The organism is Agromyces sp. Root1464, from assembly GCF_001427265.1.
Taxonomy (GTDB): domain Bacteria; phylum Actinomycetota; class Actinomycetes; order Actinomycetales; family Microbacteriaceae; genus Agromyces; species Agromyces fucosus.
In genome coordinates, this window is sequence record NZ_LMFU01000002.1 from 2,105,631 (window position 1) to 2,121,700 (window position 16,070).

Here is a 16,070-nt window from a genome sequence, read left to right on the forward strand (position 1 = left end):
GACGAAGTCCCCGCCCGGCATCGCCGGGCGGGGACTTCTGGGAGACGACTCAGTAGGTCGTCGAGATGCTCGGGTTCGCGGCGACGAGCCCGATGAACACGATCGTCAGGATGATCCCGATGACGATGTAGACGAAGCCGATGATGATCGCGGCGATCGCGAGGCCGCGACCGCGCTCGCCGGTCTTCTTGACCTGGCTCAGGCCGATGAAGCCGAGCACGATCGCGACGATGTTGAATCCGAGGATCGAGAGCACGAAGCCGACGATCGACAGGACGTTCCACTTCTCGGCGGGCGCCGACGGTGCAGGCACGGGGGCGGGAGCGGGAGTGGTCATGAGTGAGGTTTCCTTGCTGTAGTGATCGACGATTTGCCGAACCGCATCTTGACAGCGTCTGCGAACCCGTGTCAATGGTCAGCGCTGCCCGTGTTGCGAGATGCGACGGGATGTGACGAGCGCTCGACCCCGGGGCGGCACGCATCGGGCCCCGGCGTCCGACCGGGGCCCGATGGGTTCGCGCGCCTCAACGGAGGCGCTCCGATGATGCGCCGTGCTCGAGCTCGAGGTGACGGCGCTGCGCGTCGCTCGCGCTCATCGCGGCGGCGTACTTCGCGAGGCGATCCCCTTGGGCCTCCGCCGGCGACGGGCCGACGTCGGCTCGAGCCTCCGACTGCTTCGCGGTGCGGATCCCCTCGAGGGTCGCGACCGACTGCACGGATGCCACGGCGTCGTGGGCATGGAGCTCGGCACGCATCGCGTCGGACTCCTGGCGGGCCGACTGCTGGAGCTCGTGCTGCGACTGCGGCCGGCTCCCGGGCTCGAGTTCGGTGCCGCGCACGCCGGCGCATGCGGTGAGTGCGACGAGGAGGGCGACGGCTCCGATGGCGACGGTTCCCGTCTTCGTGGTGTTCATGATCTGGTTCCTTCCACTCGTAATTGAATAACCCTCACGTTAGAGAGGCGGCTGCCGGGCGCCATCCGGACCCGCACCGGACTCGCGGTCGAATCCGGCGCCCTCCGGCCACGTGCCCGCACCGGGCTCGCTCAGTGGCAGCACCCGCTCCATCTCGAAGAACCCGCGCGACGGGTCATCCGATACCCCTGCGCGCAATGGCGATCTCCGTCGCGAGCATTTGCGCCCACGCAAGAATCCCGCGTCGGGGCACAACCAATCGCAGAGCCTCGGCTCGTAGCCTTGAAGAGCACGGCGATTCGCGCCGCGCGCATCCCAGACGCACACGCACCCTCATCGAGGATCGGAGGTTCACATGTCGAGCAACACCATGATCGACGCCATCATCGGCGAACCCGAGGTTCTCGAGGACGCCGTGACCGCCGCCGACCTCGCGCTCGCCGAGGGCGTCGAGACGGATGCCGCGTGGCTGCGGCTCAAGGAGTCGGCGACCGCCCTCCACTCGCTGCAGGTGAAGGACGGCTCGGTGCCCGAGGCATCCGACCCTTCGACGGGCTCAGGGAGCAGGGAACAGGCGTCGACCCTCGTCGACGCGATCGTCGAGTCGATCGAGGCGCTCGCGCCGCGGTTCCCGCACGAGGCCGAGTACCTCGCGGCCTCCGTCGTCGACTTCCGCCGCTGGCAGGCCGAGGGCTTCGGCGTGCCCGACTTCCTCGACTCGCTCGTGGCGTTCCAGCCGCAGCGGCACCGCATCGACGGCATCCGCCACCTCGTGGTCTTCCCCATGTACACGCAGAACGGTTCGTCCGACCGGCACGTCGAGGCGCTCGTCGTCGAGACGATCTGGCCCGAGTTCATCGCGGAGCTCGAAGCCGGCGACTACGGCAACAAGCTCTTCGTGAGCCTGCGCCTCGTCGATTTCACGCCCGGGTACGACACGAACTCGGCCGTGCTCTTCCCCGAGACGGTCGCGATGCGCGAGATCCCGACGTTCACGTGGGGCGCGATCTTCCAGGACCGCGAAGCGGCGCGCTACCGGCGGGTCGTGCGCGCGGCATCCGACATCACGAAGCTCGAGCTGCCGGCCGATGCCGCGGCGCTGCTCGACGACCAGGAGCTCACCGAGCGCACGTTCGTGATGTGGGACATCATCCACGACCGCACGCACATGCGCGGCGACCTGCCGTTCGACCCGTTCATGATCAAGCAGCGCATGCCGTTCTTCCTCTACTCGCTCGAGGAGCTGCGGTGCGACCTCACCGCGTTCCGCGAGTCGGTGAAGATCGAGCGCGCACTGAACGCGCGGCTCGCTGCCGGCGAGGAACTCACCGAGGTCGAGGAGCAGATGCGCTCGACCGGCAAGCTCGTGCAGTACGCGGTGATCTTCGACCGCATCTTCCGATTCGCGATCACGGGTTCGCGCGTGCGCAACTACGACGGGCTCGGCGGCCAGCTGCTGTTCGCGTGGCTGCACCAGAAGCACGTGCTCGACTGGACGGATGTCTCGCTGAGCTTCGACTGGGACGCGGTGCCCGATGCCGTCGTCGAACTCGGCGACGCGATCGACGAGCTCTACTGGAAGTCGATCGACCGCCCGAAGACGGTGCACTGGCTCGCCGCCTACGAGCTCGTCACGAACGTCGTGACGCCGAACCCGGCGTCGGTGTGGGCCGAGGGCCTGCCCCGCGAGGTGCTCGCCGGCCCGCCCAAGGGCTACACCGACCTCGTGATGGACGACGAGTTCCCGCTCTCGATGTTCTACGAGGCGCTCGACAAGAAGATGAAGCCCGTCATCGAGTCGACCGTCGGCATCACGGCCGCAGACGCCTGACGCGACCCGCCGATCGGCAGCGACCACCGCCGGTCGAGTAGAGACGAAGGAGCGTATCGAGACCCCGTAACGTGGTCTCGATACGCTTCGCTACTCGACCGACGGGTTCGACAGCCCAATCTCGAAGAGGAGCAGGACATGATCGATCTCGCGGACCGAACGGTGCTCATCGCGGGCGCCACGAGCGCTTCCGGCAAGGCCGTCGCTCGCGCCCTGCTCGGCGCCGGCGCCCGCGTGGTCGCCGTCGGCAGCGACGCCGGCCGTCTCGCCGCCCTCGAGGCCGAGCTGCCCGGCGTCATCGGCGAACGCGCCGACCTCACCGACGGTGACGACGTGCTCGAGCTCGCCATGCGCGTGCACGCCCGTGTCGGCGACGTCGACGGGGTGGTGCACCTCGTCGGCGGCTGGCGCGGCGGCGGCGGCATCGCCGGCCAGACGGAAGAGGACTACCGGGTGCTCGAGCGTTCCTTCACGGCGCTCCGGTACATCAGCCGCGCGTTCTGGGACGACCTCGTCGCCTCCCCCGCCGGACGCATCGCGATGGTCTCGTCGACCACGGTCGAGCGGCCCACCGCGGGCGGTGCGAACTACACCGCGATCAAGGCGGCGAGCGAGTCGTGGATGCGTTCCCTCGCGCAGGGCTTCGGCAAGGCGGGCGACACCGCCGCGGCCGTCACCTTCCGCGTGCAGTCGCTCTCGGGCCTCGAAGACCGGCTCGCGGAATCGGTCGTCGAGCTCTGGGCCGCGGATGCCGCGGAGTTGAACGGGCGCGTCGAGACGCTGTCAGCCGGGGCGTGAGCCGAACCAGCCCGCGCGGCTGAGATCGGCTGCCCTGACGGGTTCGACCGGCGGCGGGTGCGATCAGTCGGTCGGCGCGGGCGCAGGCGTGACGTCGGGCGCAGCCGACTCGGGTGCCGGCGCCTCGGGCGCAGCCGACTCGAGCGCCGGCCCCTCAGGTGCCGCCGACTCGGGTGCCGGCGGAGGGGACGGTGCTGCCGCGGGCGGCACGACCGGGTTCGCCTGATCCTCTCGGACGGCCTCCCCGAGGCATCCGTCGTTCTCGCCGCCGTCGCCTTCGAGCGCCAGTCTCCAGGCGGCCTCACCCTCGTCGCCGAGCCCGTCGGGCATCGCCGGCGCCGTCGACGTGGGGTCGCGCGGCTCGGTGGTCCACCACTCCCACTCGCGGTACTCGTGGCCGGCGTCGACCATGCACTCGCGCACGAGCTGCTGGAAGCCGAGCCAGGCCTGCTGCTCCTCAGGCGTGGGCATCGGGTCCGCCACCGGCGGATTCGTCGGAGCCGGCTTCGGCGACGGCGAGGGCGACGGGCCCGGTGCCGCAGTCGGCGGCGAGGTCGGGCTCGGCAACGGATCGTCGTCGGCGTCGGCACCATCGACGGGAACGTGCTGGTCGCCGCCGCGCACGCCGCCCGCGTCGATGTCGAAGTCTTCGGAGCCCGTGGCGACGGGCTGCGGCGAGCGCGCGTCGTAGAGCACCGGTGCACCGGTCGTGGCGGCGGCGACGCCGACGAAGATCGATCCGACGAAGAGTGCCGCGGCGAGGGCACTGAAGATCACGGTTCTGCGCATCGGGCACCTCCCGCGGCGATCGGGAACGACCACTCGGCCGCTCGGGTGTCCGAGCCATGGTACACGTCCCCCGAACGGGGGACGAACCCAGGGACGGACCCGCGAACCGCGCGTAGCTCGCGTCGGCACGGCTCACGCGACCGGCGGTCCCGCCTCCGGGATCTCGTCGGCGCCGTCGTGCGACTCCCCGGTCGCGACATCCGCCGGCGCACCCTGCCTGCGGCTCAGCCAGAGGAACGGGATCGCGAGCGCCTGGATGCCGCCGCTGACGAGCAGCGAGCCGGGGTAGCCCCACAGGTCGGCCGAGCGGCCGAGCACGGGCTGGATCAGGGCGCCGCCGGTGCTGCCGAGCAGCGAGTCGAACGAGAGCACGGTGGCGCGCTGCTGCGACGGGATCATGTCGTTGAGGTACGCCTGCTGCACGGGTCCGGCAGCCGCGTCGACGAGTCCCCACACCGTGAGCAGCACGAGCGCGATCCAGAAGTTCCGGTTCACGCCGAGGGCGAGCAGCACGAGGCTCGAGACCACGAGGCTCAGGATGATGGTCGTCGTGCGCTTCCGGAACCGGCGGCGCACCCACGGCGCCACGAGCCCGCCGATCACCTGCGAGCCCGAGAGGATCGCCGCCGCGAGACCGGCGATCGAGTACGCGCCGGTGTCGCCCCAGAGCTCGACGAGATAGGGCTGCAGCGCGTAGAAGACGTAGAAGCCGACGCCCGACGTGAAGAACGACGCGAACATGACGTAGCGCACCGGCCGCCGCCCGAGCCCGTACTTCACCGAGGCGTTGAAGACCTCCTTCGTCGCCCGGATCGGGTGGGCCCGACCCGCCGGGGTGAACCCGAGGTCGTGCATCACGATCGCCGCGACGACGAACATGACGACGAGGATGCCCGCGCGGATCAGGAACGGCACCCCGAGGTTCGTGGCCTGCGCGACCACGCCGCCCGCGATCGAGCCGATGAACATCGCCGCGCCGGCGAACGCGAGACCCCGCCCGAAGACCTTCTCGAGCCCGCCCGTGTACCCGGTCGCCGTGAGCGCGTCGACGAGCCACGCCTCGACGGCGCCCGAGAAGAAGGTGAAGCCGAGACCGAGCAGCACCGAGACGATGGCCCACATCCAGAACGGCGAGTGGGCAACCCAGAGCAGGTAGTACAGCACGGTCGTCACCGCGAGCGTGACGGTGCCGAGCAGGTACGAGACCCGCCGGCCCAGGGTGTCGGCGACGACGCCCGTCGGCACCTCGAAGATCACCATGCCGACCGAGAAGAAGGCGTTCGCGGCGAACGCCTCGAAGTTCGTGAGGCCCGCATCGAGCAGGAAGAGCGTGTTGACGCCCCAGATGAACGAGGCCGCGAGCGTGTTCCCGATGAGCAGCGTGAAGTACGCCGCCTGCACCCGGCGCGCCGCCGGGTTCGGTGCCGTCTCCTCGCGCGTCGCGCGTTCGGCCATGCGACACATCTTGCACGCTTCGGGCGCGTACCGCCACGGTCGAGGCGCGGCACCGGGAGCGGGCGGTGGCGACCAGCGGATGCCCCGCTGCCGAACGCGCCCACCCGAGCGGATGCCTCGCAACGACGTCTGCCGCGCCGCGGCGCGCTGCTCGGAGCGGCATCCGTCGCCCCGCTACGCTCGCGGCATGATCCGCTTCCTCATCCGCACGCTGATCTCGCTCGTGACCGTCGCCCTGGGCCTGCTCGTCGCGTCGTGGATCCTTCCGGACTTCCACGTCGAGTGGGGCGGGTTCCTCATCGCGGTCGTCGTCTTCACGATCGCGCAGGCGGTGCTCGGCCCGTTCATCTTCAACGTGGCGCGGCAGCACGCCTCGGCGATCCTCGGCGGCATCGGGCTCGTCTCGACGTTCGTGGCGCTGCTCATCGCGTCGCTCTTCCCGGGCGGCATCACGATCGACGGCTGGGTGACCTGGGTGCTCGCGACCCTCGTCATCTGGATCATCACCGCGCTCGGCACCTGGCTGCTTCCCCTCATCTTCCTCAAGGAGAAGGTGAAGGGCGCCAAGGCCTGAGCCGCGGCATCCGCTGAGCTCGAACCCGGCCGTCGTCGCTGAAGCTCAGTGCATGTTGTCGTTGCCCGACTCGTGCACGGCTCGGCCCCAGCAGCCCGCGTCCTCCCAGCGGTAGGCCGCGCCGCCACCGGCGTTGCCGTTGAGCGCGAGCGACCACTCGGCCCGCTCGGCCTCGGTGAGGTCGAGCGGCTGGGCCTGACTCCCGTTCCACCACTCCCAGTAGAGGTACTCGTGCCCGGCATCGGCCATGCAGTCGCGCACGAGCTGCTGGAACTCGAGCCAGACCTCGCGCTCGGTCGGTGCTGCAGGGTCGACCGGCGTCTCCGCCGCACCGAGCGGCGTGCCGGCGGCGCGGGCCGCGGCCTCGGCCTGGTCGCCCTCCTCGGCGCAGCCGCCGCCGGGGTGGTTCGTGTCGGGTCCGTAGAGGGCCTGCGTCCAGAGCACCGAGGTCTCGAAGTCGAGGCCGGTGGGCTGCGGGCTCCCGCCGACCCACCACTGCCACTCGAGGAAGTCGAAGCCGGCCTCGGCCATGCACTCGCGGATGACGACCTGCTTGCCGAGCCACTCCGAGCGCGCCTCGGGCGTCACGTACTGGTCGCTCAGCGGGTCGAGGTAGGGGTTGTAGTCGGCGGCGTTCGTGTCGGTGCCGGATGCCGCCGCGAGCTGCGTGCCCTGCCCGGCCGCAGCCGGGGCCGCCGGTGGGCTCTGCTCGCGACGCAATTCCGAGCTGTCGTCCGTCGACGAGGAGACGGCCTCGGCACGGGCCTGCGGTTGGGCGGCGCTGTAGGCGGCGGCGCCGAGGGCGACGACGGAGGCGCCGCCGAGCACCGCGCCGGCGATGGCTGCGATCGCGGCGATGCGTTGCACGTTCATGCGGTGGTTCCTTCCGGGTCGAGCGGGGCCGAGCCATGCACCCGAGCGGGTCGCGCCGCCCACAGGCGCTTCGCCGAGGGCAGCCACCAGGCCGCCATCGAGACGAAGAAGAGCACGCCGGCGGCGGACATGACGCGATTGATGAGGATCGCCTCGGCGAGCGCCGAGGTGTAGAACGCGCTGAGCGTGGTGCTCGTGGCGATGAGGGCGTACATGCCGAACCGGATCAGCACGTAGCTCGCGACGGCGAGCCAGAGGGAGCCGAGCCATCGCGCCTCGGGCACGAGCGACAACGCCGAGCCGATGAGCGCGAGGCCGAGGCCGACGACGCCCGCGGCGACGAGGTCCCTGGCGCCCGCCCACGAGCCGTCGAGCATCCCCGCGCCGACCCGCACGACGATGAGCACGCCCCACGCGAGCAGCATCGCCGTGGCGACGTGCGCGAGTGCGGGCAGCGCGAGCGGGAAGGTGCCCCTGGGGGCCGTGAGCGAGAGGCCGCGCAGCCGGGCGACCCGCCACGCGAGGTCGGCGGGGACGCCGCGGATCGCACGGCCGACGATCGAGCGGCCGGCCCCTGCCGCATCGCCCGCTGCCGCGCGCTCCTCGAAGACGTCGGACTCGAGTTCTGCGATGCGGTCGGCTGCGACCTCCGCCGGCAGGTCGCGCGTGTACCAGCGGCCCCATGCGAGCACGGCGCGGTCTGCGCGGTGACCGGTGCGGTGAGCGGTGCTCTGGATGCGAGCTGCGGCGCCGTCGATGCGATGAGCGGATGCCGCGGGGTCGTCCTCCTCGAACGCCACGCCGACGCGCTCGGCGCTCACGCGAACGCCGCTTTCGCCGGCGCGGCGACGGCCCGTCGCGCATCGAGTTCGGAGCGATAGGCGACTTCGCCCGCCCCCGTGACCCGGTAGAGGCGGCGACGCGGGCGCCCTTCGGCGGCACCGATCTCCGCGTCCTCCCAGACGGATTCGAGCAACCCCCGCTCGCTGAGGCGGGCGAGCGCCTTGTAGAGCGTTCCGTGCGCGGTGAGCGCCGCGACATCCGCTCGCTCGGCGATTCGCTTCGCGAGCGCGAAGCCGTAGAACTCGCCGTCGTCACCCTGCAGCTCCATGCCGGCCGCGAGGATGTCCACCTCGAGGTCGAAGAGCCGTCCTTCACGTCTGCGCGCCATGTGGAAACAATAGGAAGATATCTTCCTTGGGGCAAGTACACGATCAGCCCGTCAGGTGCGCTCTCGGTGTTCGGCGGCGAGGCCGGCGCGTTCGTCGTCGCGAACCAGCCGAAGCCCGAGTATGCGATGAGCGCCGAGGTGGCGAAGAAGCACGAGGGCTGGACCATCCACTCGTCGCAGGCGAACTACATGCAGGAGTCGTACATCCTGCCGACGTGGCTCATCTACGCGCTGTGGGATCAGGAGTTCTATCACGTGCGCGACCTCGAGGCCGAGCCGCTCGGCTGAGCGGACCGGGTGGATGCCGACGCGCACATCGCGCCGAAGCATCCGCCGACCCGCCGGTTCCAGCGCCGCGAACCTCGGCGCTGCGGCCGGGGATCCGATGAGCGTTGGGGCAGAATCGTGCCGTGACCGAGACCGCGCAATCCCCTTCCGTCGACGACTCGCCCACGGCATCCGACGAGTCGAGGCTCCGGCGGGAGGTGATCCGCAAACGCGTGGTCGACGCGATCGCCGTCTTCGTGCTGTCGACCGTCGCCGTGCTCACCGCATGGTGCGGGTTCCAGTCGTCGAAATGGGGCGGCGAGATGTCGATCGCATTCAGCGAGGCGTCGAGCGCGCGGGTGCAGTCGACCGATTTCGCGAGCCAGGCGCGCGATGCGCGAGCCGATGATCAGGCGATCTGGGTGCAGTGGGTGCTCGCGACGGATCAGGGCGACGCACAGCTGGCCGGCTACATCGAGCAGCGCTTCTCACCGGAGTTCGCGGTGGCGTTCGACGCATGGAACGCCGGCGACCGCGAGGCAAGGGGTCCATTCGCGCTCGAAGACTATGTCCCTCCGGGAACGGCGAAGGCGGCCGAACTCAGCGAGCGAGCCGACAGCCGATTCCAGGACGCGCTCGAGAACAACCAGCGGGGCGACAACTACTCGATCCTCACGGTGCTCTTCGCTCTCGTGCTCTTCCTCACCGCCATGTCTCAAAGAGAACTGCAGCCCTGGGTCGTGCGCGTGCTGCTCGGGCTCGCGATCGTCGTCGCCGCTGCCGGGGTCGTGATCCTGTTGACCTTCCCCGTCCGGATCTGAGGCGACGATCTTCCGCGTGCCGGCCGAGCCTCAGCCGAGCACGAGCGTTCGCACCGCCCCGGCGAGCCAGGCCTCGAACTCGGGCTGACTCCAGCCTGCGCCGTCCACGAGTTGTTCGTACCCCTCAGGCGAGGCGAGGAACGAGAGCACGTCGGCGAGCCGGTCGCGCTCGGCGTCGCTCGGGGCGTCGCCTCGGAGCATCCCCCGCTCGACGAACAGATCGATCGCAGCCCGGAAGTCGGCGTGGCGGCGCACCTGCTGCGCATCGAGCGCCTCGCGTACGAGCGGGTCGGATGTCCCTGCGCTCACGAGGCTGCGCCAGAGACGCCCGGCGCGCGCGTTCGCCTCGGCGACGAACCGCACCCAGGCGGCGAGCAGTTCGTCGGGGTCGCCGACCTCCATGATGCGCCGGCCGACCTCGCGCTCGGCGATTCCCTCGTGACCCTCGTCGCCCGCGAACGCCTGCTCGAACGATGCGAGCAGCAGCTCGCGCTTCGGGCCGTTGAGCTTCACGGTCTCGACCGAGACGGATGCTTCGCGGGCGATGTCGGCAAGGGAAGTGCCAGCGTACCCGGCCGAGGCGAAGCTCGCGCCCGCGGCAGCGAGGATGCGCCGTCGCGTCGCGGCAGCCTGCTCGGCACGGAGGGTCGAGCGATAGCTCCGCGAGGGAGAACTCGGGGTGGACATATTGACTATCCTATCGGGGTAGTGAATACTCTGGAAGGCACATCAAGTCTATTGGAGTCCCATGTCGTCCATCCTCATCGCCAGCACGCCCGTCATCGGCCATGTGACCCCGCTGCTCGCCGTCGCCCGCCACCTCGTGATCGGGGGCCACCGCGTGCGGTTCCTCACCGGCGCGCGCTTCCGCTCCTCGGTGCGCGAGACCGGCGCCGAGTTCCTGGCGCTGCCCGCTGACGCCGACTACGACGATCGCGACCTCGCGGCGGCCTTCCCCGGCCGCGTCGGCCGCACCGGCCCCGACGGCATCCGCTACGACATGTCGACGATCTTTCTGGCGCCGGCCGCGAGCCAGCTTCGTGCGGTCGACGACGCCCTGATCGCGGCATCCACCGACGTCGTGCTCTTCGAGGGCCTCTTCCTCGGCATGCTCGGCCTGCTCTCGCGCCCCGAGTACGCGAGGCCCAAGACCGTGAACCTCGGCATCTTTCCGCTCGGCCTCGACAGCGTCGACACCGCGCCGTTCGGACTCGGAGTGATGCCGAAGCCCGGCGTCGCCGGTCGCATCCGAAACGCCGCCCTCGGATTCGTCGCGAAGCGCGTCATCTTCGGCGGCGTGCAGCGCACGGCAGAGCACTTCGTGCTCGAATCCACCGGCGAGCGACTCGAGGAGTTCTTCCTGAACTCCGCCGCCCTCGCCGACGCGGTCGTGCAGTTCACCGTGCCCGGATTCGAGTACCCGCGGCGCGAGCTCGCGGCATCCGTTCACTTCGTCGGACCCGTCTCGCGCACGGTTGCCTCCGATCACCCGCTGCCCGGCTGGTGGCACGAGCTCGACGGGTCGCGGCCCGTCGTGCACGTCACCCAGGGCACGATCGCCAACACCGACTTCGACGAGCTCGTCGGCCCGACGATCGCCGGGCTCGCGGACTCCGATGCTCTCGTCGTGGTCAGCACCGGCGGGCGGGATGTCGCGAGCCTGCCGCATCCGCTGCCTGCCAATGTGCGAGCGGCCGAACTGCTGCCGTACGACCGGCTGCTGCCGCTGACCGACGTACTCGTGACGAACGGCGGCTACGGCGGCGTGCACTACGCGCTCGAGCACGGGGTGCCGCTCGTCGTCGCCGGCATGACCGAAGACAAGATCGAGGTCTCGGCGCGCGTGCAGTGGTCGGGCGCGGGCGTGAACCTGCGCACCAATCGGCCCACGGCGGCGCAGGTGCGCGAGGCAGTGGCTCGCGTGCTGCGTGAGCCCGGCTACCGTGCGGCGAGCGAGCGACTCGGGGCGGAGATCGCCGCGTCGGACGGACTCGCCGGGCTCGACCGTGCAATCGAGGAGGTGCTCGGGATGGGGGTTGCAGTGACGGAGGCTGCAGTGACGGAGGCTGCAGTGACGGAGGCTGCAGTGGCGGAGGCTGCAGTGGCGGAGGCTGCAGTGAGCGAGGCCTAGCGACCCGCCGCAGCCCTGCCCCCACCTCCTCGCCTTCTCTTTTCCCGCTCCTGTGGAGAACTTCCACTTGGCGCCGCCTGTGGAGGAGAAGTCGCGTAGAAAACGCTGGTGAGCGGATGTTTCGGGCGCAATGGAATGTCGGTGGGTGATGGCAGTGTTGTCGGTATGGCAGGCATCGCCGAGGCGCTCGAGCAGGTTCGCTCGGCGCTCCATGCCGTGCTCGATTCCGAGGCGCCCCGTGGTCTGGGCGATGACGAACTGCTCCTCGCGGTCGGCGCGCTCGAGAGCGTCGGGCGGCTGCTCGACGCACACCGTGCCGCCTTCGCCGGCGAGGTCGCGGAACGGTCACGGGTCGAACTCGGCGCCGGGCGCCTGTCGGCCCGCAAGGGGTGCCGATCCGCGGCCGAACTGCTGGAGCGGGTGACGCAGATCTCGGGCAGCGAAGCACGCCGCCGGGTACTGGTCGGCTCTGCGACGCGGGCCGGCACCGGGCTGGCCGGGCAACCCGTACCCGCGCCGCACCCGCACCTGGCGGCCGCCCTCGTCACCGGTTCGGTCGGGCTCGACGCGGCGGCCACGATCGTGCGGGAGCTCGGCCGCACCCGCACCGTCGCCGACCCCGCCCAGCTCGACGTCGCCGAGCGTGAACTCGTCGACCAGGCCACCGGCACGGGCGACGCCGCACCCGTGCGTGCCAGTGCTGATGAACTCGCGGTGCAGGCGCGGGCATGGGCGATCTTCCTCGACCAAGACGGCCCAGAACCCGACGACGAACGCGCCATGCGACGCCGGGGCTTCCGCCTCGGCCGGGCCCGCGACGGGCTCATCCCGGTCTCGGGCGAACTCCTGCCCGAGGTCGCAGCGAAACTGCGGCGACTCCTCGACGCACATCTCTCGCCCCGCAGCGGCGGCAGCTTCCTCACCGACGCCGAACGGGCCGACCTCGCCGTGCAGGCCGAGACTCGCACCACCGAGCAGCAACGGCACGACGTGCTCGCGGCGATCGTCGACACCGCGGCACGCTCCGGCGAACACCCGACCATCGGCGGGCAAGCGCCGACCGTGCTCGTAAGCGTGCGAGCGTCCGATCTCGTCACAGGGCACGGTGCCGCACACGCCGACGGGGTGGATCTGCCGATCTCGCTGCGCGCCGCCCGGCACATGATCTGCACCGGCGGCATCCACGCCGTCGTCCTCGACGACGGCGGCCGCATCCTCAGCCTCGGGTCACCCGAACGCTGCTTCACGCCGCACCAACGCCGCGCCATCACTCTCCGCGACGGCGGGTGCCTCATCCCCGGCTGCACCGTGCCCGCCGCGTGGTGCGAGATCCATCACGTCGTGCCTGACGCTCACGGCGGCGCGACGCACACCGACAACGGCGTGCTCCTCTGTTGGTTCCACCACCGCTCGATCGACACCTCCGGGTGGGGCATCCGCATGAAACACGGCGTCCCCGAGATCCGACCACCCGCCTGGCTCGGCCCGGGCGGCCACTGGCGCCCTTCGACCACCTCACCCACCCGACTCGCCGATCGACTCGAACTCGACCACGCGTCTCCTGACCGCCTGACCGCCTGACCGCCTGACCGCGCGACCGCGCGACGATCAGGGCGCACTCAGAACCGCCCCGCGAACGATCAGGGTGCGCTCAGAACCTCCGTGTGAAGGGCTCGGGCTTCCGCATGCGCACGAGCAGCACGATCGGAATGAGCACGTACGGCAGGTTGAACGCGAGGAACTTCGCGGGGTTCGTCGTCTGCCATTCGGGCTCGCCGAAGAACTCGACACCGAACACGATGATGCCGGTGATCGTCGAGATCATCGTCGCGTAGATGACGCTCGGCAGCTGGATCCAGTTCCATCCGCGGATGAGCGACAGCACGAGCACGATGTAGAACGGCATGTAGACGAACGCCGAGAGGCCCGTGACGATGCGCATCCACACCGGCGGCTCCATGAAGAGCGGGTCGGTGTCGCTCGCGTACCAGAAGTTCGAGTTCACGAAGAAGTTCGACGACGGCGACGAGATGTCGACGCCGAGCGTCGGCAGCATGTCGCTGATCAGGCTCGTGATCGTGAAGAGCGAGAAGACCACGATGAAGAACCAGTCGAACGGGCGCTCGCGCAGCGACAGGTTCGGTACGGGCGTGGACCCCGGCTCCGGCACAGGTACGGGCAGCGGTTCGGCGGTCATGGATCGAGAGCGTAGCGCCGAGCGCGGCGTCAGCCCAGTGCGCTTCCCGTGACATGATGATTTCATCAATTCGTAAACCCACGGAGATGCACATGCTCTCGGAACCGAACCGTCCGCTGTACGAGGTGAAGGCCGGTCTCTTCAAGGGCCTCGCCCATCCGATCCGCATCCGCATCCTCGAGGTGCTCTCGGCCGCACCCGAGGCATCCGTCTCCGAACTCATCGCGGCGACCTCGCTCGAGGCCTCGCACCTGTCGCAGCACCTCGCGGTGCTCCGTCGCAATCGGCTCGTCGCGGCCGAGCGGCGCGGCAGCCTCGTCTACTACCGGCTGGCGTACCCGCAGGTCGCCGACCTGCTGCGCGTCGCCCGTGCGCTGCTCGGTGAGATCCTCGAGACCACCCAGAGCCAGCTCCTCGAGCACGGAGGCCTGCCCGAGATCCCGCCGGTGAGCGTGTCGCCATGAGCTCGATGCCGTCCGGTCTGCCCGCGGCCGGGGCCGGCACCGCAGCTGCGGGCCGATGGCGACGAGCCGCGCGTCACCTGCGCAACCTCGCGCCCGCGGCATCCGACTACCGCGACCTCCGGCGCACCTGGCGCGGCGACCTGGCCGCCGGCGTGACCGTGGGCATCGTCGCGCTGCCGCTCGCGCTCGCGTTCGGCGTGAGTTCCGGAGCAGGCGCCGAGAGCGGGCTCGTGACGGCGATCGTCGCCGGGTTCGTCGCCGCGGTCTTCGGCGGCTCGAACGTGCAGGTGTCCGGACCGACCGGCGCGATGGTCGTCGTGCTCGGCCCCATCATCGCCGCGCACGGCGTGGGCGTGCTCGCGGTGGTCTGCCTGTTCGCGGGTCTTATCGTGCTGGCCGCCGGCGCCCTGCGCCTCGGCCGGTCCGTGACCTACATCCCGTGGCCGGTGATCGAGGGGTTCACGCTCGGCATCGCGGTGATCATCTTCCTGCAGCAGGTGCCCGCAGCACTCGGGGTCTCCCCCGGTCCCAGTCCCAACGCCGCGGTCGCCGCCGCCGAAGCGATCCCCACTGCCGCGTGGCCGGAGCTCGGATGGAGCCTCGGCATCGTCGCCGTGGTGGCAGCGATCATGCTCGTGGCACCGCGCATCCATCATCGCTTCCCCGGCTCGATCGTCGCGATCGTCGTGGTCAGTCTGATCGCCGCGGGCTTCGGCCTTCCCGTCGACACGATCGGGGAGCTTCCGGCGGGCCTTCCCGTGCCCGCAGTGCCAGAGACCGACTGGACGATGCTCGCCAGCCTCGCCGGCCCGGCGTTCGCGGTCGCAGCCCTCGCCGCGATCGAGTCGCTGCTGTCGGCACGGGTCGCCGCCTCGATCTCCGACACCGGCCCGTACGACGCCGACCGCGAACTCGTCGGCCAGGGCCTCGCGTCGGTCGCCGCGGGCTTCTTTGGCGGCATGCCCGCGACGGGCGCGATCGCGCGCACCGCGGTGAACGTGCGCTCGGGCGGACGCACCCGGCTCGCGGCGATCACCCACGCGGCGCTGCTGCTGCTCGTCGTCTCGTTCGGTGCGGCGGTCGTCGCCGAGATCCCCTTGGCGGCACTCGCGGGTGTGCTGATGGTCACGGCGTTCCGCATGATCTCGATCGCGACGGTGCGCACCGTCGTCGGGTCGACCCGGGCCGACGCGATCGTCTTCGGCGTCACGGCGATCATCACGGTCAGCTTCGACCTCGTCTACGCCGTGCTCATCGGCATCGCCGCTGCCGCGTTCTTCGCCCTCCGGGCGCTTGCACGCTCGAGCGGCGTCCACCGCGAGGAGCTGCCCGGTCCGGCCGAGCCGGGCGACGAGCGCATCGCCCTGTTCCGCCTCGAGGGGGCGCTCTTCTTCGGCGCAGCCGAGCGCATGCTCGAGCGCGTCGGCGACATCCAGGGCATCGAGGTCGTCATCATCCGGATGTCGCAACTGCAGCTGCTCGATGCCACCGGCGCCCAGGTCATCACCGAGCTCATCACGGCACTCGAACGACGGGGCGTCACCGTGCTTGTGAAGGGCATCCAGACGCGGCACCTGCGTCTCGCCGAGCGGGTCGGCGTGATCGCCTCGCTCCGTCACCGGAACCACCTCTTCGACGAACTCGGCCCAGCCGTCGAGCATGCACGGAGTCACGTGCGGCGCGCGGAGACCTCGCACGCGTGATCGGCTGCGTTGTCGATTTCCGGTCGACGAGCGCGTCGGTATGGTGACGGCACGAAACGGTGCCGGAGGAGAGAGGATGACG

Annotated in this window: 18 protein-coding genes and 1 pseudogene; 9 read left to right on the forward strand and 10 right to left on the reverse strand. The window is 70.4% G+C overall.

Features of this window, described 5'->3' with window-relative positions:
* Positions 1 to 49: 49 nt before the first annotated feature.
* On the reverse strand, positions 50 to 337 hold the full coding sequence (locus tag ASD23_RS15350; protein ID WP_056012430.1) for a DUF4190 domain-containing protein: 288 nt from the start codon (positions 335 to 337) through the stop codon (positions 50 to 52).
* Positions 338 to 524: 187 nt separating this feature from the next.
* Positions 525 to 914, reverse strand: a complete 390-nt coding sequence (locus tag ASD23_RS15355) for a hypothetical protein (RefSeq protein WP_056012433.1) — start codon at positions 912 to 914, stop codon at positions 525 to 527.
* 355 nt (positions 915 to 1,269) lie between these two features.
* Between ASD23_RS15355 and ASD23_RS15360 the strand changes: the two genes are divergently transcribed.
* Both ASD23_RS15360 and ASD23_RS15365 read left to right on the forward strand, forming a co-directional pair.
* Positions 1,270 to 2,745, forward strand: a complete 1,476-nt coding sequence (locus ASD23_RS15360) for a DUF6421 family protein (RefSeq protein ID WP_056012436.1) — start codon at positions 1,270 to 1,272, stop codon at positions 2,743 to 2,745.
* A 138-nt stretch (positions 2,746 to 2,883) separates the two neighbouring features.
* Positions 2,884 to 3,543 carry an SDR family NAD(P)-dependent oxidoreductase gene (locus ASD23_RS15365; RefSeq protein ID WP_056012439.1) on the forward strand — a complete coding sequence of 220 codons (660 nt, stop codon included), beginning with the start codon at positions 2,884 to 2,886 and terminating at the stop codon, positions 3,541 to 3,543.
* 63 nt (positions 3,544 to 3,606) lie between these two features.
* Here ASD23_RS15365 and ASD23_RS15370 read toward each other — a convergent pair whose 3' ends face one another.
* Positions 3,607 to 4,332: a hypothetical protein gene (locus ASD23_RS15370; RefSeq protein WP_157377112.1), complete on the reverse strand. Its 726-nt coding sequence runs from the start codon at positions 4,330 to 4,332 to the stop codon at positions 3,607 to 3,609.
* Positions 4,333 to 4,464: 132 nt separating this feature from the next.
* Positions 4,465 to 5,787: an MFS transporter gene (locus ASD23_RS15375; RefSeq protein ID WP_056012445.1), complete on the reverse strand. Its 1,323-nt coding sequence runs from the start codon at positions 5,785 to 5,787 to the stop codon at positions 4,465 to 4,467.
* A 187-nt stretch (positions 5,788 to 5,974) separates the two neighbouring features.
* On the opposite strand from ASD23_RS15375, the gene ASD23_RS15380 reads away from it, so the two are divergent.
* The gene (locus ASD23_RS15380) at positions 5,975 to 6,361 is read left to right on the forward strand and encodes a phage holin family protein (protein WP_056013429.1); all 387 of its coding nucleotides are present in this window, start codon (positions 5,975 to 5,977) and stop codon (positions 6,359 to 6,361) included.
* A gap of 45 nt (positions 6,362 to 6,406) precedes the next feature.
* Here the strand turns inward: ASD23_RS15380 and ASD23_RS15385 are convergent, their stop codons facing one another.
* The 3 genes from ASD23_RS15385 to ASD23_RS15395 are packed head-to-tail and all read right to left on the reverse strand — an operon-like array spanning position 6,407 to position 8,405.
* Positions 6,407 to 7,234, reverse strand: coding sequence for a hypothetical protein (locus ASD23_RS15385; RefSeq protein WP_056012448.1), 828 nt, complete (start codon positions 7,232 to 7,234; stop codon positions 6,407 to 6,409).
* Positions 7,231 to 8,055 carry a hypothetical protein gene (locus ASD23_RS15390; RefSeq protein WP_056012451.1) on the reverse strand — a complete coding sequence of 275 codons (825 nt, stop codon included), beginning with the start codon at positions 8,053 to 8,055 and terminating at the stop codon, positions 7,231 to 7,233. Before ASD23_RS15390 ends, ASD23_RS15385 begins: the two co-directional genes overlap by 4 nt.
* Entirely contained in the window at positions 8,052 to 8,405 is a 354-nt protein-coding gene (locus tag ASD23_RS15395; protein WP_056012454.1) for a PadR family transcriptional regulator, read from the reverse strand. Before ASD23_RS15395 ends, ASD23_RS15390 begins: the two co-directional genes overlap by 4 nt.
* Here ASD23_RS15395 and ASD23_RS15400 point away from each other — a divergent pair, their 5' ends adjacent.
* Both ASD23_RS15400 and ASD23_RS15405 read left to right on the forward strand, forming a co-directional pair.
* Positions 8,406 to 8,693, forward strand: a complete 288-nt coding sequence (locus ASD23_RS15400; protein WP_157377113.1) for a hypothetical protein — start codon at positions 8,406 to 8,408, stop codon at positions 8,691 to 8,693.
* Between the two features lie 122 nt (positions 8,694 to 8,815).
* Complete coding sequence (locus tag ASD23_RS15405; RefSeq protein WP_235507765.1) at positions 8,816 to 9,493, forward strand: hypothetical protein; 678 nt, start codon at positions 8,816 to 8,818, stop codon at positions 9,491 to 9,493.
* A 30-nt stretch (positions 9,494 to 9,523) separates the two neighbouring features.
* Here the strand turns inward: ASD23_RS15405 and ASD23_RS15410 are convergent, their stop codons facing one another.
* Positions 9,524 to 10,180, reverse strand: coding sequence for a TetR/AcrR family transcriptional regulator (locus ASD23_RS15410; protein ID WP_056012463.1), 657 nt, complete (start codon positions 10,178 to 10,180; stop codon positions 9,524 to 9,526).
* 61 nt (positions 10,181 to 10,241) lie between these two features.
* Between ASD23_RS15410 and ASD23_RS15415 the strand changes: the two genes are divergently transcribed.
* A complete protein-coding gene (locus ASD23_RS15415; protein ID WP_082571494.1) occupies positions 10,242 to 11,624 on the forward strand; it encodes a glycosyltransferase in 1,383 nt (460 codons plus the stop codon).
* On the opposite strand, the pseudogene ASD23_RS19455 reads toward ASD23_RS15415, so the two are convergent.
* Positions 11,571 to 11,837: pseudogene (locus tag ASD23_RS19455) on the reverse strand (hypothetical protein); the annotation flags it as partial. The gene ASD23_RS15415 and the pseudogene ASD23_RS19455 overlap by 54 nt on opposite strands.
* On the opposite strand from ASD23_RS19455, the gene ASD23_RS15420 reads away from it, so the two are divergent.
* On the forward strand, positions 11,790 to 13,205 hold the full coding sequence (locus tag ASD23_RS15420) for an HNH endonuclease signature motif containing protein (RefSeq protein ID WP_056012466.1): 1,416 nt from the start codon (positions 11,790 to 11,792) through the stop codon (positions 13,203 to 13,205). The pseudogene ASD23_RS19455 and the gene ASD23_RS15420 overlap by 48 nt on opposite strands.
* 70 nt (positions 13,206 to 13,275) lie before the next feature.
* On the opposite strand, the gene ASD23_RS15425 is transcribed toward ASD23_RS15420, so the two are convergent.
* Positions 13,276 to 13,821: an EXPERA domain-containing protein gene (locus tag ASD23_RS15425; RefSeq protein ID WP_056012469.1), complete on the reverse strand. Its 546-nt coding sequence runs from the start codon at positions 13,819 to 13,821 to the stop codon at positions 13,276 to 13,278.
* Positions 13,822 to 13,913: 92 nt separating this feature from the next.
* Here ASD23_RS15425 and ASD23_RS15430 point away from each other — a divergent pair, with 92 nt between their 5' ends.
* Complete coding sequence (locus tag ASD23_RS15430) at positions 13,914 to 14,285, forward strand: ArsR/SmtB family transcription factor (protein WP_056013435.1); 372 nt, start codon at positions 13,914 to 13,916, stop codon at positions 14,283 to 14,285.
* Positions 14,286 to 14,290: 5 nt separating this feature from the next.
* Positions 14,291 to 15,988: a SulP family inorganic anion transporter gene (locus tag ASD23_RS15435; protein ID WP_200941743.1), complete on the forward strand. Its 1,698-nt coding sequence runs from the start codon at positions 14,291 to 14,293 to the stop codon at positions 15,986 to 15,988.
* Positions 15,989 to 16,070 lie beyond the last annotated feature (82 nt).

Bases quoted from the DNA above. Each gene is read 5' to 3' on its own strand.
- ASD23_RS15435 (WP_200941743.1), top strand. From the start codon at position 14,291: ATGCCGTCCGGTCTGCCCGCGGCCGGGGCCGGCACCGCAGCTGCGGGC.
- ASD23_RS15395 (WP_056012454.1), bottom strand. From the start codon at position 8,405: ATGGCGCGCAGACGTGAAGGACGGCTCTTCGACCTCGAGGTGGACATC.
- ASD23_RS15365 (WP_056012439.1), top strand. From the start codon at position 2,884: ATGATCGATCTCGCGGACCGAACGGTGCTCATCGCGGGCGCCACGAGC.
- ASD23_RS15425 (WP_056012469.1), bottom strand. From the start codon at position 13,821: ATGACCGCCGAACCGCTGCCCGTACCTGTGCCGGAGCCGGGGTCCACG.
- ASD23_RS15355 (WP_056012433.1), bottom strand. From the start codon at position 914: ATGAACACCACGAAGACGGGAACCGTCGCCATCGGAGCCGTCGCCCTC.
- ASD23_RS15430 (WP_056013435.1), top strand. From the start codon at position 13,914: ATGCTCTCGGAACCGAACCGTCCGCTGTACGAGGTGAAGGCCGGTCTC.
- ASD23_RS15380 (WP_056013429.1), top strand. From the start codon at position 5,975: ATGATCCGCTTCCTCATCCGCACGCTGATCTCGCTCGTGACCGTCGCC.
- ASD23_RS15360 (WP_056012436.1), top strand. From the start codon at position 1,270: ATGTCGAGCAACACCATGATCGACGCCATCATCGGCGAACCCGAGGTT.
- ASD23_RS15410 (WP_056012463.1), bottom strand. From the start codon at position 10,180: ATGTCCACCCCGAGTTCTCCCTCGCGGAGCTATCGCTCGACCCTCCGT.
- ASD23_RS15375 (WP_056012445.1), bottom strand. From the start codon at position 5,787: ATGGCCGAACGCGCGACGCGCGAGGAGACGGCACCGAACCCGGCGGCG.
- ASD23_RS15385 (WP_056012448.1), bottom strand. From the start codon at position 7,234: ATGAACGTGCAACGCATCGCCGCGATCGCAGCCATCGCCGGCGCGGTG.
- ASD23_RS15420 (WP_056012466.1), top strand. From the start codon at position 11,790: ATGGCAGGCATCGCCGAGGCGCTCGAGCAGGTTCGCTCGGCGCTCCAT.
- ASD23_RS15370 (WP_157377112.1), bottom strand. From the start codon at position 4,332: ATGCGCAGAACCGTGATCTTCAGTGCCCTCGCCGCGGCACTCTTCGTC.
- ASD23_RS15415 (WP_082571494.1), top strand. From the start codon at position 10,242: ATGTCGTCCATCCTCATCGCCAGCACGCCCGTCATCGGCCATGTGACC.
- ASD23_RS15350 (WP_056012430.1), bottom strand. From the start codon at position 337: ATGACCACTCCCGCTCCCGCCCCCGTGCCTGCACCGTCGGCGCCCGCC.